Origin of the sequence: Acinetobacter sp. YH01003 (assembly GCF_013420525.1) — a bacterium.
GTDB classification, from domain to species: Bacteria; Pseudomonadota; Gammaproteobacteria; order Pseudomonadales; family Moraxellaceae; genus Acinetobacter; species Acinetobacter towneri.
The window spans coordinates 66679-82380 of record NZ_VOXY01000001.1; the positions used below are offsets into that span (position 1 = coordinate 66679).

Sequence of the window (15702 nt, forward strand, 5' to 3'; positions counted from 1 at the left end):
TATGGAAATCACCACAATCGTTGGAATTGTCATCGCTATTGTGATCATGGCGTTTGGTTTGAAAATGATTCTAAAAAAACCTGTAGATTCAGCGCCATCCTTAGATTCGGAACTGCAATTTAATGCAGAAAGCCAAAAACCGATTATTCCACGCCATGTACGTGACCAATTGCAAAGCGACGCTACGCCACCGCGTGTGGAGCCGACTTTAACGGTAGATGAAGTTACGCAAGATGCGCCTGCCAAGTCTGAACCACAGGCTTTAACGGATGATGTCGTGGCTTCTTCAAGCACAGAAACTGACAAAGTTGAACCGAGTTTGCAGGCAAATACAGAAAATTCTGAGCTTGATCCATCCACAACGATATCGAAGTCTGAAGTTGCACAAGACACGCCAAGCCCGACAGCGACAACTTCAGAATATTCATTATCGGATGAAATTCAGCAAGTGATTGTAGAAACTGAACCGAATGCGCAGACTGTCGAGCAAAACAAAGCTTCGACTGAATACAGCCTGAATCAACACATTGAAACTGCCGAAATTTCAGAATTTAATGAAGAAAGCAGCATTTTAGATTCGCATTTGCATGAACAAAAAATCATGGATGAAGAAAGTGCCTTGGCAACCGCTGAATCTTTTATCGCGCTGAATGTCTTCCCTGAACGTCGCATACTTTCGGGCGATAAAGCCTTAAAAGTCTTGATGAAATATGGTTTACGTTTCGGTGAAATGTCATGTTTCCATCGCTATAACGAAGATGGCACTAAATTATTATTTTCAGTTTTACAAATTAATGATGAAGGCGCAGATGGTTTTGATTTAGAAACTTTATCGAGCGAACAAGTTAAAGGTTTAGCGTTCTTCCTCGCTTTGCCGCACAGCGATGTGCAAAATGCCTTTGATACCATGGTCAGCATTTCAGGACTGATTGCACGTGAAATTGATGGAACGGTCTATGACCAAAACCATTTAGAGTTTACTCCACAATTACGTGAACACTGGCGTCATCAGGCGATAGATTATCGTGCTGGTCAGGCAAGTCATGCCTAGAATTGCGATCTCGTACTGGGTATAAGCTACGTCAAGTGTTTGGCAATTGAACTGAGTGCAGTAGGATAAATTGCAACTTTGCAGCCGCATTTTTATAATGTGCGCAGCAATACAAGCTGTAGCATGCGCTACATAGAAAAAATTGAAGGGCGGAACAAGACCGCCTTTTTTTATGGTGGAAAATATGTCTGTAGATTTAACCGTCGTGGCGCAAATGCGTCAATTGATTCAACTGCTTGCCAAGCACAATCATGCCTATTATGTGATGGATCAACCGACAATTGCAGACAGTGAATATGATCAGCTTTTCCATCAACTAAAAGCGTTGGAACAACAGTATCCAGATTTAGTTCAACCCGATACACCGACCAATAAAGTCGGTGGCACACCTTTGGCAAAGTTCACCACGGTTACACATGCTGTGCCAATGTTGTCTTTAGGCAATGTGTTTAATCAGGAAGAATTATTTGCCTTTGCAAGACGTGTCGAAGAGCGTTTGCCCAACCAAAATATTGAATACGATGTCGAACTCAAATTTGATGGTTTGGCGATTTCACTTTGGTATGAACATGGTGTTTTAGTGCGTGGTGTGACCCGTGGTGATGGGGAAACAGGGGAAGACATTACCCACAACGTCAAAACTATCCGCAATTTACCGAAAGTTTTGAGTGCGACAGAAACGGCTATTCCTGAATTTTTGGAAGTGCGTGGTGAAGTGTTGATGCCAAAACTTGGTTTTGAAAAACTCAATGCGGCCAATACAGCCAAAGGTGAAAAAACCTTTGCCAATCCACGCAATGCAGCAGCAGGCAGTTTGCGTCAGTTAGACCCGAATATTGCGGCTTCACGTCCTTTAGCATTCTATGCTTATGGCATTGCGCAATGTGTGCCGCCTCATGGACAAAGCACCATGTCCGACAGTTTGGCATGGTTGGGGCAGTTTGGTTTTGAAATTGGCGAACGTCATTTTGTCTGCAAGAGCATTCAAGATGTTCAGGCGGCCTATGAGCAAATTAACCTTGAGCGTCCGAATTTAAGCGTTGAAATTGATGGCATGGTGGTCAAGGTCAATGACTTGAAACAGCAACAGCAATTGGGCTTTTTAAGTCGTGAGCCGCGCTGGGCGACTGCCTATAAATTCCCTGCAGTTGCCGCTTTAACCACCATTGAAAATATTGATTGGCAAGTGGGGCGCACAGGTACGTTGACGCCTGTGGCACGTTTAAACCCCGTTGCGGTAGGTGGTGTGACGGTATCCAATGTTACTTTGCATAATATTGGTGAAATTCACCGTTTGGATGTGCGTTTAGGCGATACGGTCAGTGTTTACCGTAGTGGTGATGTGATTCCCAAAGTTGAAAAAGTCTGGCCTGAATTTCGCCTTGCCGATGCGCAAGAAGTGCATTTACCTGAACAATGCCCTGTGTGTGATTCGCCTGTGGTGATGCCTGAAGGTGAGGCTTTGGCGCGTTGTTCAGGCGGTTTGTATTGTGCGGCACAGCGTATTGAAGCGATTCGTCATTTTGTGTCACGTAAAGCCATGGATATTGAAGGTTTGGGTGATCGTTGGGTAGAGTCATTACTGCATCTGAACTTGCTACAAAATGTGGCTGATATTTATCATTTACACGAACACCGCGACACTTTGCTCGGCATTGAAAAAATGGGTGAGAAGTCGGTTCAAAACTTGATTGACTCGATTGAAAACAGCAAAAAAACTACTTTGGCTGCGTTTATTTATGCCTTGGGAATTCGTGGTGTGGGCGAAACCACCGCGCGGATGCTTGCCAATACTTTTCAGACTTTAGAGGCTTTGCGTGAAGCTGATTTAGAAGCGTTAAAGAAAACTCCAGATGTGGGAGATATTACGGCAGAATGGATTTTGGACTTTTTCCAAGCGCCGCATAATTTAGAAGTGTTGGATCGTTTATTAGCTGCAGGCATTCATTGGGATGCTCCGATTGCACCGACACGTCAGCCTTTGAATGGTGAAAGTTGGGTGATTACAGGGACGTTGAGCCAAATGGGACGCGATGAAGCGACTCAGTTGTTGCAGGCTTTGGGTGCACGGGTGAGTGGTAGTGTTTCGGGTAAAACCAAATGTGTCGTGGCGGGTGAGAAAGCTGGCTCAAAGCTGGAAAAAGCCGAGAAGTTGGGTGTGCAGGTCATGAATGAAGCTGAGTTTATTCAGCTGATGCAGGAATATGGTGTGCTTGAATAAGCATCATCCTACATTTTATCCACTAATAGGTACAAAGGCACTTCAACGATGAAGTGCCTTGGTTTTTACTGAGAGAAGTCGAAGGTTTAACGTTTCTTCACAATGCCATCATCAATGAGTTGCTGAAAATGTTCGACTAGACTGGTTTCAATATTGCGGTAGTGCATACCCAATTCACGCTGACTTTTTTCCGCATTAAAATAAATTGGGTAGCCCATATTCAGTTCCACAAATTTACGGGAAAAACCAAGTAGAGGGCCAAAGGCTTTAAAGGCAAATTTAGGTAACTGATTGCGTGGGAAAGGGTATTTACGTCCAAAGTACTGCGCTAAAATTTTGCCCATTTCCAATAAGCTGAGTGTGCCACCGCTAATAATATAGCGACCTTCAGCAGCAGGGTTGAATGCGGCCTGAATGTGAGCATCGGCAACATCACGCACATCGACAATGCCATTCCACATAGCAGGGACACCTGCCAAGGTCATACCGTTGGCAAACTGCAATAACACTTCCACGCTGCCCGATTGGGTGTTTTTGGTCAACGATGGGCCAAGCACCAAAGCAGGGTTGATACAGACCAAATCCCAGCGGTTTTGTGCCTTTGCCATTTCCCAAGCTTTGCGTTCGGCTGCCACTTTTGAATAAGGATAAGGCTGATGCTCAGGGCTGCTGCTAGTATTCCAGTGACTTTCATCAAAGCGATTATTGGCCGTATTTAAAATATCAATCGCATCGCCATAGGTTGCAGCAATACTTGAAGTCACCACTACACGCTTTACCGATGCAGTACGATTAACGCTGTTTAATACATTTTCGGTGCCTATGACGGCAGGTTCAATAATGTCTTTAACTGCATCTTTATAATTGGTGACCACAAAAGGCGAGGCCATGTGCAGCACGATTTCACAACCTTGCATGGCGGCATCAAAAGCACCTTCTTCAAGTAAGTTGGCTTGGAATAATTGTAAGTTGCCTGTGCTTTTTGCTGCGATATCAGTCAGATGTTGAAAACTGTGGGTTTTATTCAGATCACGCACCGTCGCGTGTACGGTATGTCCTTGTTCAAGCAGGTTTTTAATGACCCAACTGGCAATATAGCCTGTTGCGCCTGTGACTAAAATGGGTGCAGATGTATTTAGATTTGTCATTATTTTAAGAAAGTGATGGAACTCGTGACTATCATAAAGCAGCTGGGTTTTAAAATCCGCTTTTTAGGCGTTTTTTACGATACTTGAGCGTCAAAGTATGGTTTCTTTCAATATTTACAAAATGATGCAAAATCATTGTATTGTCATTTTTAAAGCTAAGTTTTGCCAAGCAGTTGTTTTATATATGGGAATTTTTAAGTTATATTGCAAATGCGTATGTTTCTCATTTTAATTTTATAAAAATCATGGGTTTACAATAATTAACTTTTGCAATTTTGCCTGAATGTGTCCATAATGACTGGATTAAGAAAGGGAGTACAGCAAATGCGTGGCAATCCAGAAGTCGTAGACTATTTAAATATGTTGATTGGTGGCGAACTGGCTGCTCGCGATCAATACCTGATTCATTCGCGTATGTATGAAGATTGGGGTTTAAGCAAAATTTTTGAGCGCATTGACCATGAAATGCAGGAAGAAGCGCAGCATGCCGATGCTTTAATTCGTCGTGTATTGTTCCTTGAAGGCACTCCAAATATGCAGCGCGATGACATCGACGTGGGTGAAGATGTGGTGTCTTGCTTAAAAGCCGATTTAAAACTGGAATACGAAGTACGTGAAAAATTGGCGCAAGGCGTAAAATTGTGTGAAGAAAAAGGCGATTATGTCAGCCGTGATATGTTGCGTCAGCAAATGACCGACACAGAAGAAGATCATACGTACTGGTTGGAAAAACAATTACGTTTAATTGAATTGATTGGTTTACAAAACTACATTCAATCGCAAATGTAATCTGATCAAAGCAAAATAGACCAAAACCCGATTTATGATAAGTCGGGTTTTTTTATAGATCGGTTTTTATAGATTGGCTTTTTTATATCAATTGGTTTTTTTAAGGATGTATCTTGGTGCTTTGCAGATGTCGATTGAGCCGATTCAGTATTATACTGAGGTGATTTTCTAACTTGAGAGCAAGCCACGTGCAACAACAGATTTTATTGATTACAGGCTGGGGCGGTGGTACTGCACTCTTAAATCCGTTACAGCAAGCCTTAACTGCACAAGGTTTTCGGGTTGAGCTCATCAATATTTTTAACGCTACTGATGCTCAAGTCATGCAGCAACAGGTTGAATTTGCACGTCAGTTTGATGTAATTATGGGCTGGTCACTGGGTGGGCAATTGGCAACGCTACTGGTCGATGCGATTGCCAGCCAATATGCAGGATATAAAACCTTAATTACCATTGCATCCAATCCGTGTTTTGTTGCACAAGCCGATTGGGATACCGCTATGCCACAAGCCACGTTTGCCCAGTTTAAACAATCTTTTGCACAAGACCCAATTCTGACCCTAAAGCGTTTTGGTTTTATGGTGTGTCAGGGTGTCACTAGTAGTAAAACCGACCTATTACAATTACAAAGTTTGGTTCAGCCACAGCCGCAATCTTTGCTTCAACACGGTTTGGATTTATTGGAAAACTTAAACTTGGTGACTAAGCTTAAAAATTATACAGGTCTGCAGTATCATCTTTTTGCCGAGCAGGATGTTTTAGTTGATTGCAAAGTTGCAGCTAAACTGCAAAATTTAGCTGCAAAGTTTTTAAGCGTAGATGTTTTGCAAGGCTCGCATGGGCTGCCATTGTTCCATGCCGATGAGTTGACTAGCAAAATCTGCCAATATTTACAGAAAAACCCGCCAACAGGTCCATAAGTGACAAATCTCGCAATTTATTTTATCTGTAGACAGGTTTAAGATTTAGCACATCAAGTTTTTTACAAGATCAAGGATGATGGTGGGATGACAGAACAGATGGATTTGGCTTTTGATCGTGAACATCTTTGGCATCCTTACACCTCTATGACTCAGCCCTTAACAACCTTTAAGGTTAAGCGGGCATTTGGCAGCACCATTGAACTTGAAGATGGTCGCCAGTTGATTGACGGCATGTCATCGTGGTGGTGCGCGATTCATGGTTATAACCATCCTGAGCTGAACCGTGCTGTGACTGAGCAACTCGACAGTATGGCGCATATCATGTTTGGTGGATTGACCCATCGTCCTGCTATTGAGTTAGGGCGTTTGTTGCTCGAAATTACCCCACCGAGTTTAGATAAAATTTTTTATGCAGATTCAGGCTCCGTCGCCGTTGAAGTGGCGCTGAAAATGGCGGTGCAATACTGGACTGCACAAGGCAAAACTGAAAAAACCAATTTTATTACCACCCGTTCTGGCTATCATGGCGATACATGGAATGCCATGTCGGTTTGTGATCCTGTTACAGGGATACATCAGGTTTTTGGCTCAAGTTTGGCGCGTCGTTATTTTGTATCTGCACCACAAACAGGTTTTGACCAAGAGTGGAATCCTGCCGATATTGCAGAATTGGCGCAAAGTTTGGTAGAGCATCATCAGCAGATTGCCGCCATGATTATTGAACCAATTGTGCAAGGTGCAGGCGGCATGCGTTTTTATCATCCTGAATATTTGCGTCAAGCCAAATTGCTTTGTGAGCAATATGATGTGTTGTTAATTTTTGATGAAATTGCCACAGGTTTTGGGCGTACAGGCAAGTTGTTTGCATGGGAACATGCTCAGGTCGAACCCGATATTATGTGTATCGGCAAAGGGCTGACAGGCGGTTATATGACTTTGTCTGCCACATTGACCACGAAGCATGTTGCAGAAATGATTTCGCAGGGTGAGGCAGGTGTGTTTATGCATGGCCCGACCTTTATGGCAAATCCACTGGCTTGCGCGGTTGCAGTAAAAAGTACCCAATTATTATTAGAACAAGACTGGCAAGCCAATATTCAACGCATTCAGCAGCAACTTGAACAGCATTTAACGCCATTGGCTAATTTGGCATGGGTGCAGGATGTGCGGGTTTTAGGTGCAATTGGTGTGGTAGAACTTAAACATGCTGTCGATATGCAAAGCTTGCAACAAGAATTTGTGCAACGCGGTATTTGGGTGCGTCCATTTGGTAAATTGGTTTATGTGATGCCGCCGTATGTGATTACAGCAGCAGAACTAAATACTTTATTGCAGCAATTGGCTGAGGTGGTGGCAGGCATGCAAGGAGCGAGCGCATGAGTTTACTCGATCACTATGCAGAACAGCTTGATCAGCTTCGCCAACAGGGTAATTTTCGTCAGTTTCGCAGCAATCAACAGCAAGGTAAAACGATTGAAATTCAGCAACAGCAGATGCTGAATTTATCTTCCAATGATTATTTGGGTTTAGCCTCTGATTTGCGCTTACGTGAACAGTTTTTTGATGAAACACCGAATGCACAGCGTTTAATGAGTGCATCTTCATCACGTTTACTGACTGGAAATTTCCCTGCCTATGAACAGCTTGAAGCCACATTAACGCAATTATTTCATGGGCGAGCTGCCTTGCTGTTTAATAGCGGCTATCACATGAATATTGGTATTTTACCTGCATTGGCAGATGCGAAAACCCTAATTTTGGCCGATAAACTGGTACATGCCAGCATGATTGATGGCATTCGTTTGTCATCTGCAAAATATTTGCGTTATCGGCATAATGATTTGGCACATTTGCAGCAATTGCTGACGCAATATCATGCCGATGATAATTATGAACGCATTATTGTGGTGACTGAATCCATTTTTAGTATGGATGGTGATGAAACTGATTTAGCCGCATTGGTCGCGCTGAAACAGCATTTTGCCAAAGTCATGTTATATGTCGATGAAGCACATGCGATTGGCGTACGTGGGCAGCAAGGTTTAGGTTGTGCCGAACAATATGGCGTGATTGATGCCATTGATTTTCTGGTTGGGACGTTTGGCAAAGCCGTTGCTTCAGTTGGGGGATATTTGATCTGTGATCCGATTATCCGTGATTACCTAATTAATCGGATGCGCCCGCTAATTTTTAGTACCGCACAGCCACCTATTTGTATGGCGTGGACGCAGTTTATGCTGAATCAGATTGTGCACATGCAGGCACAGCGTCAGCATTTGGCGGCCTTGAGCCAATCTATACAGCAGGGGATTCAGGCCAAAGGTTTTGCTTGCCCATCAACTTCGCAAATTGTACCTGTGATTATTGGCGACTCTACTGCAACTGTAAGCAAAGCCCGACAGTTACAGGCTGCAGGTTTTTATGTGATGCCTGTACGTCCACCGACTGTGCCGCAAGGCAGTTCAAGACTGCGGATTTGTTTAAATACGCAATTTGAAACGGCAGATTTAACACAGTTACTGGATTTGCTTTGAGTGTGCGTATGCGTATAGATAAGGCACAAGTGGCACAGCGTTTTGCCCGCGCTCATCAGAGTTATAAAACGCATGCCGTGGTACAGCAGCAAATTTGTCAGCAGTTAATGGCAAAAATGCAGCAATATATTGTGCAGCAAAAGTTGTCAGATCAACCTCAGCCTTGCTTTGAAAACGTCTTGGAAATCGGCTGTGGTTCAGGGAATTTAACCGACTTGCTACTGCGTGAATTTCAAATTCAACAGCTGACTTTAAATGATTTATATGCCGAAGTGTTGCATGCGTATCTGCATCATCCTCAAACAACTAGTACGCAAATTCATGGCTTAATTGGCGATATAGAACAGCTCGATTTTCCGCAGTCTTTGGATTTAATTTGTTCGAGTTCGGCTTTGCAATGGGTGGAAGATTTTGGAGCATTATTGTGCAAGGCGAATCAAGCGTTAAAGCCGCAAGGGTATTTGTGCTTTTCGACGTTTGGCCCTCAAAACTTGACTGAAATTAAGCAATTAACAGGTCAAGGCTTACATTATTTGAGTATGGATGCGTTACAACAACAGCTTAAACAGCAGGGCTTTGAAGTATTACACTGTTCAGAGCAGCTTGAATCATTAAGTTTTGAACATCCCAAACAGATTTTGCAGCATTTAAAAGCCACGGGTGTCACGGGTACAGCGCAAGGGCAGCGTTGGAACAAAACGACTTTAACCGAATTTTATCGGGGCTATGAACAGTTTAGTCAGCAGCATAGCTCACAGCAAAAAAGTTATACGCTCACGTATCATCCTATTTATTGTCTTGCACGGAGAATGCCATGACAGCTCAAGTTTATTTTGTGAGTGGTATTGATACAGGGATTGGTAAAACCTATGCCACAGGTTATTTGGCCAAGACCATGAATGGACAGGGTATTCAGACTATTACCCAAAAATTGATTCAAACAGGCAATCAAGACGTTTCAGAAGATATTGAGCAGCATCGTAAAATTATGGGCAGTGAATGGTTGCCTGAAGATGATGACAAACTCACCATGCCTGAAATTTTTAGTTATCCTGCTTCACCGCATTTGGCTACACAAATTGATGGTCGTGAGATTGACTTTGCTAAAATTGAGGCTGCGACTGCGCAACTGGCAGCAAAGTATGATGCAGTATTATTAGAAGGTGCGGGTGGACTCATGGTGCCGCTGACCACAGACCTACTCACCATCGACTATATTGAGCAAAAACAATATCCTGTTATTTTGGTGAGTTCTGGGCGTTTGGGCAGTATTAACCACACTTTGCTCAGTTTGGAAGCTTTAAAAACACGTGGTTTGAATTTACATGCATTGGCATATAATTTGAACGATGAATCACAAGACCCTTTAATTTCGCAGGATACTGCCAAATATTTAAAAAATTATTTGTCAAAAAGCTTTCCAAAAGCACAGTGGATTGAAATTCCTGTATTGCCAAATATTTAATTTTTATTATTTTTTGTCCAACCAATTTGCCCAATAAAAAAGCCACACATGAACGTGTGGCTTTTTATCAATTTGGCGTATTTCAGCTTTTAGAATTTTTTAAAGCTTTTATTGCCAAACGGTTTGCGTGGTGCATTTTCGTCACGACGTTCACGGTTGCCGTAGCTGTTGCCATCCTGACGTGGTTCACGGTTGCTGTAGCTGTTACCATCCTGACGTGGTTCGCGGTTGCCATAGCTGTTACCGTCTTGGCGACGCTCACGGTTGCCATAGCTATTGCCGTCTTGGCGACGTTCACGATTGCCATAGCTGTTACCGTCTTGGCGACGCTCACGGTTGCCGTAACTGTTACCTTCTTGGCGTGATTCACGTGGTGCAAAACCTGTGTTTTGTGCAGCTTCTTCGGTGTCACGACGTTGCTGACGCAAGAAACCACCACGACGAGCCGCCAATGGTTTTTCCTGCATACGCTCATTGCGACGTTTTGCCATGCCGTACAAACCTGTGCCTTGACGTGGTTTTAACTCAACCGCTTTGGCAAGGTTATCGATGTCATTTTTATCCAATTCCATCCAGCGACCTGTACGTAATTCACGCGGTAAAATTACCGTGCCGTAACGGGTACGCAATAGACGGCTGACTTTCAGACCTTGTGATTCAAAAATACGACGAACTTCGCGGTTACGACCTTCTTTTACCACCACTTGATACCAGCGGTTAATACCATCACCGCCAATTTCAGAGAAAGATTCAAACTTGGCAGGGCCATCATCTAGCACTACGCCGCGCAGCATGTTGTTTTTCAGTTGTGGTGTCACTTCACCCATCACACGAACTGCATATTCACGTTCAATTTCGTTCGATGGGTGCATTAAACGGTTGGCTAATTCACCATCGTTGGTGAATAGCAATAAACCTGTCGAGTTAATGTCCAGACGACCAACCATTACCCAACGATCATTGGCAATTGCAGGCAGGTTATCAAATACAGTTGGGCGCTGTTCTGGGTCGTTGCGTGAGCAAATTTCGCCTTCTGGTTTGTAGTAAATCAGAACACGACGACGAATTTCATCTTCAATTTGGAACTGAACTTTACGACCATCGATGCGAAGCTCATCACCTGGTTCGATACGTTCACCCACTTGGGCAACTTGGCCGTTGACACTCACACGACCAGCGGCAATGACTTCTTCCATATAACGGCGAGAACCCAAGCCTACTCGTGCGAGTACCTTTTGCAACTTTTCACTCATGACAGCATAACCTTAGAAATGATCATCAACAGTTTACCTATTCAAGACACAGACGCAGATGCATCGAGTGCCATGAAAGCTTCCTTGGCATCCTGTAGGGGAGGCAATTGACTTAAGGAATTCAAGCCAAACGCATTTAAAAATTGAGGCGTTGTAACCAACAACGCAGGTCTTCCTGGGAGTTCTCGGAAACCTGATTCTTTAATCCAGTTCCAATCAAACAATGTACGTAAAATTTGACTATTGTTTGATACTCCGCGAATTTGTTCAATATCTGCACGGGTCACAGGTTGGTGGTAGGCAATCACAGCCAGTATTTCTAGCAGTGAGGGTGAAAGTCGGGTCGGACGTTCAGGCCATACCTGTGTAATAATTGTACGATACTTTGCCCGCACCTGAAAACGGAAACCTTGTGCGGTTTCGATCAGTTCAATCGAGCGACCATGTTGTAACATGGCCAATTGTTGTAAAAACTGGCGCAATTGCGCTTTGCTGTACTTATCTTGAAACGCTTCTTTCAGACGTGCTAAAGACACAGCACTGTCACTGGCAAAAATAATTGCTTCGAGTTGCATCAGCACTTCATGCTGTTGTTCGCCTTCAGACAAGCTTGAAATTATTGGTTCTGGATTCATGTCTGCGCCCCTTGAATGCTCAATGGTGCTTCAATACCGCTGCTGATAATGCACACTTTTTGCTGGCGGGTCAGTTCTAAAATCGCCATAAAGGTCACCACCATGCCCATGCGTCCCTGACTTGGTTTAAGCAACGCGTCAAAACTTAGTACTTCACCCGATGCGAGTTTGGCTTCAATAAATGCAATCCGTTCTTCAAGTAAAACAGGTTCTTGCAAAACTTGATGGGTGACAGGTTCAGGACGATTAAAAATACAGAACAAGGCATCACGTAATTGATCGGCTGCATAGCCAACATTATTGACTGCGGTATGCCCTAAGCTAACATTGGTAGCAAAGGTATCGCGTTCCAAAACAGACATTTGCCCCAAGCGTTCAGCTGCTTGCTTGATTCTTAAATAGGTTTCTAAACGGTCAATCAGCTCTTGTTTTGGGTCTTTTTCAATGCTGCTGATACTTGCAGGTTTAGGCAACAACAGGCGGGATTTTAAATCGGCCAGTAATGCCGCCATCACCATATAATCGGCAGTCAGTTCAATATTTAGCGATTTCATGGCATCCATATACGACAAATATTGCGATGCAATCGGGGCAATATCTAACTGAAGTAAATCGAAGCCATTTTTTTGAATCAGGTAAATTAAAAAGTCGAGTGGTCCTTCGAAATGCTCTAACAGAATTTCAAATGCTGCAGGAGGAATATACAAATCCTCAGGAATCGACTCTTGCCACTCATCTAACACACGAATGTGTTGGGCAGGTTCCATCGCATTGTGGAGGGATTGATTCATTACAGTGTTGGGCCACGCGAATTTTCAAAAGCATGCAAATGCTATTTCCGCTTCAGATAAGAAGGAGATGGAGAAATAGCTCAGAATTAATAGCGGCTAGTCTAAAGGATATCGTGATTGAAATAAATCTGTTCTACGACCAAATATCAAAAAAAGCCTAAAATAAATCGGGATTGAGGGAGATTTAAGGCAAGTTGTAAAAATTAACTCATTCAATCTTTAAGTATTTATTTCTGTTTTATTCTGTAATGCGTATTCAATCATTGCCATGCAGCTGTCTTGTAAACACAGATTACGAGTTTGCGATTGCGCTAAAAGTGCTTTACATAGTGCTGCATCTAAAAAGTAAGTATAAGAATCGGGAGGTTCAGGTATTGTTGCTGTGAATGCAGTTTGGGAACACACGATTGCATCGGAATCTAGCGTCCACGGATGTTGCACATAAATGTGCATCTCATCCGAAAACTGCTGCAAATTTAACAATACCTGAAATAAAGTCATGGGTTTAATTCGTGCAAGTAAGGCTTTTAAACCGTAGTGCTGTCAATCACTTTGCAGGTAGTGAATGCTTATTCAAAAGCACTCACATCTCCCACACCACGACGCACAATTTGCGGGTTGTCGCCCGATAAATCAATAATACTGGTGGTGCTAAGTGTGCCTAAGCCACCATCAATCAGTACATCAATACGTTTGTTGAGTTGTAGATCAATCTCGTATGGATCATCTAAAGGGTCTTCTTGCCCCGGTAAAATCAGGGTACTGGTCAGTAACGGTTCGCCTAATTCTTTAAGCAGCATGCGACAAATAGGGTTGCTTGGAATACGCAAACCAATGGTTTTTTTATTGGGATGCATCAAGCGACGTGGAACTTCACTGGTCGCAGGTAAAATAAATGTGGTGACCGCAGGCGTATTGTTTTTCAGCAGACGATACATGGCATTGTCCACTTTGGCGTAGGTGGCAATATCCGATAAATCGGCACAAATAATGGCGTATTGGTGTTTTGCGCCTAAACCACGAATTTGTGAAATGCGCTCCATCGCGTTTTTATTACCAATTTGGCAACCAATCGCATAAGCAGCATCGGTTGGATAGACCACCACATCGCCTGCGCGTATGCGTTCAACCGCTTGGCTGATTAGACGCGGCTGTGGATTTTCAGGATGTACTCTTAAATGCAACATATGAATTCCTCAGTAGCGTAAATGTGACGTTAGGCTCATTATGAAAGGGGATTGATGTCAGTTGCAATCATTGCCTTGTGCTTTATTGCATTTAATCCAAATTTTTTCGTTCAAACTCTGCAATTTGTAATGTTTTGCCACCTCGGGTGCAGTAACAAATACATTCAATAAAGCGTTTTGCATCGCGTGGTAATTTGGCTTCTCCGTTAAAATAACGCTGTACTTGGGCAAAGACATTGTCTTTAAATGTGCGGCCATCTCCACCTTCACCGGTCAGGTTATCTAAAGATACACGGAATTTACGTCCAAACGCTTGAGCAAATAGCCATTCAATGGCTTGAGGCTTAATTTCAACCTGTTCAAATAAGGCTTGTTGTTCCTGAGTGCGACCATCGGGAGCATACCAATAGCCTAAGTCTGGCAATAAACGTCGTTGTTCGCCTGCAATGCACCAATGGCTAATTTCATGCAAGGCACTATTAAAGAAACCATGTGCAAATTGAATTCGTGCAGGCTGTGTTACCGTGGCAGGAAAGTACTCAGGTTCAAAATCACCTTTGACCAAGTTCACATTTAGGTGGGAAAACCAGTGATTAAAGTGTAAGATGAGCCAGTCCACCTGTTCCGTTTCTGTATTGAGTTTTGCCCAGTCCGAGAGTTGCACTTGGGGGTGCGAAGTGTCAGAATTGGTGGTTGGAAGTGTGCTCACAAGTGATGAAAAATTCACTTCTGTTTGCGGCTGCAACAGATGCATGACTGTGTTACCCAAAATTGGTCTGTCTAAATAAGTACAAAATTGTATCTTAATCTTTGACAGAGTACTGATGAATTTGTAGAATTGCCGCCTTAATTATGTCAGCAAATACCTTTCCGGCACAGATTGAGCCGTTTAAATGGGCTGAACAGGGCTTTACATGGTCAGGTAACCTGCCATTGTCTCGCTTTGCTCGTATCGCCCGTGAAGCTGTTGGATCAATTGATGATCAATTGGTTAACATAGACTGTAAGCTATCAATGGATGCGTATCATCGCATTGTATGGCTAGATGGTCATATTGAAACGAGAGTTCCAATGGAATGCCAGCGCTGCTTGGGTTCTGTAGAAATAGACCTCGTTTCAGATTTTCATCTAGCTCTTGTGGATGATGAGTCACTGATAGAGCGCTTGGATGAGGATGCTGATTTCATTGTATTAGGTGAAAGTGAAGCCACCACCAAAGGCGATTATGATTCGCCTGCGACGGCTAATTTACTGTCACTTATAGAAGATGAATTGTTATTGTTGTTGCCTTTATCTCCTAAGCATGACGCTTGCGAGCATAAGCATCAACCTGCCATTCAGAACATTGCCGAAGAAAAACGTGATAATCCGTTTGATGTTTTGGCAAGTTTGAAAGGTAAACTTAACTGAAAATTATGTTATAATTTTTAGTTAAGACAACTCAATTTGTTCTGATCCATTTTTTCGATCTTTGTAAGGAGCCATCATGGCCGTTCAGCAAAACCGTAAAAGTCGCTCTCGCCGTGACATGCGCCGTTCACATGACGCTTTAACCGAGAATGCATTAACTGTAGACCAAGCTACTGGTGAAACTCATCGTCGTCACCACGTAACTAAAGATGGTTTCTACCGTGGTCGTCAATTATTCGCTAAAGCAGATGCTGAATAATTGGTGATGTATTAAGCGTCAAGCTTAGTAGAAAAA

The 15702-nt window shown here is 43.1% G+C and carries 16 protein-coding genes and 1 pseudogene; 10 read left to right on the plus strand and 7 right to left on the minus strand.

What is annotated here, in order from left to right:
• Nucleotide 1 precedes the first annotated feature (1 nt).
• Both FTT70_RS00330 and ligA read left to right on the plus strand, forming a co-directional pair.
• Nucleotides 2–1051, plus strand: a complete 1050-nt coding sequence (locus FTT70_RS00330; protein WP_178319270.1) for a cell division protein ZipA C-terminal FtsZ-binding domain-containing protein — start codon at nucleotides 2–4, stop codon at nucleotides 1049–1051.
• A gap of 184 nt (nucleotides 1052–1235) precedes the next feature.
• Complete coding sequence (ligA, locus tag FTT70_RS00335; RefSeq protein WP_004972359.1) at nucleotides 1236–3272, plus strand: NAD-dependent DNA ligase LigA; 2037 nt, start codon at nucleotides 1236–1238, stop codon at nucleotides 3270–3272.
• Between the two features lie 86 nt (nucleotides 3273–3358).
• Here ligA and FTT70_RS00340 read toward each other — a convergent pair whose 3' ends face one another.
• Complete coding sequence (locus FTT70_RS00340; protein ID WP_179991161.1) at nucleotides 3359–4420, minus strand: aldehyde reductase; 1062 nt, start codon at nucleotides 4418–4420, stop codon at nucleotides 3359–3361.
• 324 nt (nucleotides 4421–4744) lie between these two features.
• Here FTT70_RS00340 and bfr point away from each other — a divergent pair, with 324 nt between their 5' ends.
• From bfr to bioD, 6 genes are all read left to right on the plus strand, one after another.
• Nucleotides 4745–5209, plus strand: a complete 465-nt coding sequence (gene bfr, locus FTT70_RS00345; RefSeq protein WP_004972356.1) for a bacterioferritin — start codon at nucleotides 4745–4747, stop codon at nucleotides 5207–5209.
• Nucleotides 5210–5397: 188 nt separating this feature from the next.
• Nucleotides 5398–6129, plus strand: a complete 732-nt coding sequence (locus FTT70_RS00350; RefSeq protein ID WP_096902085.1) for an alpha/beta fold hydrolase — start codon at nucleotides 5398–5400, stop codon at nucleotides 6127–6129.
• A 99-nt stretch (nucleotides 6130–6228) separates the two neighbouring features.
• Nucleotides 6229–7512 carry an adenosylmethionine--8-amino-7-oxononanoate transaminase gene (gene bioA / locus FTT70_RS00355; protein ID WP_180168280.1) on the plus strand — a complete coding sequence of 428 codons (1284 nt, stop codon included), beginning with the start codon at nucleotides 6229–6231 and terminating at the stop codon, nucleotides 7510–7512.
• On the plus strand, nucleotides 7509–8666 hold the full coding sequence (locus tag FTT70_RS00360) for an 8-amino-7-oxononanoate synthase (RefSeq protein ID WP_180168166.1): 1158 nt from the start codon (nucleotides 7509–7511) through the stop codon (nucleotides 8664–8666). Before bioA ends, FTT70_RS00360 begins: the two co-directional genes overlap by 4 nt.
• A gap of 8 nt (nucleotides 8667–8674) precedes the next feature.
• Nucleotides 8675–9484: a malonyl-ACP O-methyltransferase BioC gene (gene bioC, locus FTT70_RS00365; RefSeq protein ID WP_136144801.1), complete on the plus strand. Its 810-nt coding sequence runs from the start codon at nucleotides 8675–8677 to the stop codon at nucleotides 9482–9484.
• On the plus strand, nucleotides 9481–10131 hold the full coding sequence (gene bioD / locus FTT70_RS00370) for a dethiobiotin synthase (RefSeq protein ID WP_136144800.1): 651 nt from the start codon (nucleotides 9481–9483) through the stop codon (nucleotides 10129–10131). Before bioC ends, bioD begins: the two co-directional genes overlap by 4 nt.
• A 380-nt stretch (nucleotides 10132–10511) precedes the next feature.
• On the opposite strand, the pseudogene rluB reads toward bioD, so the two are convergent.
• The 6 genes and pseudogenes from rluB to FTT70_RS00400 form a co-directional block, all read right to left on the minus strand.
• A pseudogene (gene rluB / locus FTT70_RS00375) lies at nucleotides 10512–11384 on the minus strand (23S rRNA pseudouridine(2605) synthase RluB); the annotation flags it as partial.
• 41 nt (nucleotides 11385–11425) lie between these two features.
• Complete coding sequence (gene scpB, locus FTT70_RS00380) at nucleotides 11426–12019, minus strand: SMC-Scp complex subunit ScpB (protein WP_004972340.1); 594 nt, start codon at nucleotides 12017–12019, stop codon at nucleotides 11426–11428.
• On the minus strand, nucleotides 12016–12810 hold the full coding sequence (locus tag FTT70_RS00385) for a ScpA family protein (RefSeq protein ID WP_179996292.1): 795 nt from the start codon (nucleotides 12808–12810) through the stop codon (nucleotides 12016–12018). The genes scpB and FTT70_RS00385 overlap by 4 nt, the downstream gene beginning before the upstream one ends.
• A gap of 219 nt (nucleotides 12811–13029) precedes the next feature.
• Entirely contained in the window at nucleotides 13030–13311 is a 282-nt protein-coding gene (locus FTT70_RS00390; RefSeq protein WP_180043575.1) for a hypothetical protein, read from the minus strand.
• Between the two features lie 68 nt (nucleotides 13312–13379).
• Nucleotides 13380–13997: an L-threonylcarbamoyladenylate synthase gene (locus tag FTT70_RS00395; protein WP_004972336.1), complete on the minus strand. Its 618-nt coding sequence runs from the start codon at nucleotides 13995–13997 to the stop codon at nucleotides 13380–13382.
• A gap of 91 nt (nucleotides 13998–14088) precedes the next feature.
• Entirely contained in the window at nucleotides 14089–14751 is a 663-nt protein-coding gene (locus FTT70_RS00400) for an elongation factor P hydroxylase (protein WP_004972334.1), read from the minus strand.
• 98 nt (nucleotides 14752–14849) lie between these two features.
• Here FTT70_RS00400 and FTT70_RS00405 point away from each other — a divergent pair, with 98 nt between their 5' ends.
• Entirely contained in the window at nucleotides 14850–15407 is a 558-nt protein-coding gene (locus tag FTT70_RS00405) for a DUF177 domain-containing protein (RefSeq protein WP_131260705.1), read from the plus strand.
• A 76-nt stretch (nucleotides 15408–15483) separates the two neighbouring features.
• Entirely contained in the window at nucleotides 15484–15666 is a 183-nt protein-coding gene (rpmF, locus tag FTT70_RS00410) for a 50S ribosomal protein L32 (RefSeq protein ID WP_004972331.1), read from the plus strand.
• The last annotated feature ends 36 nt before the right edge of the window (nucleotides 15667–15702 follow it).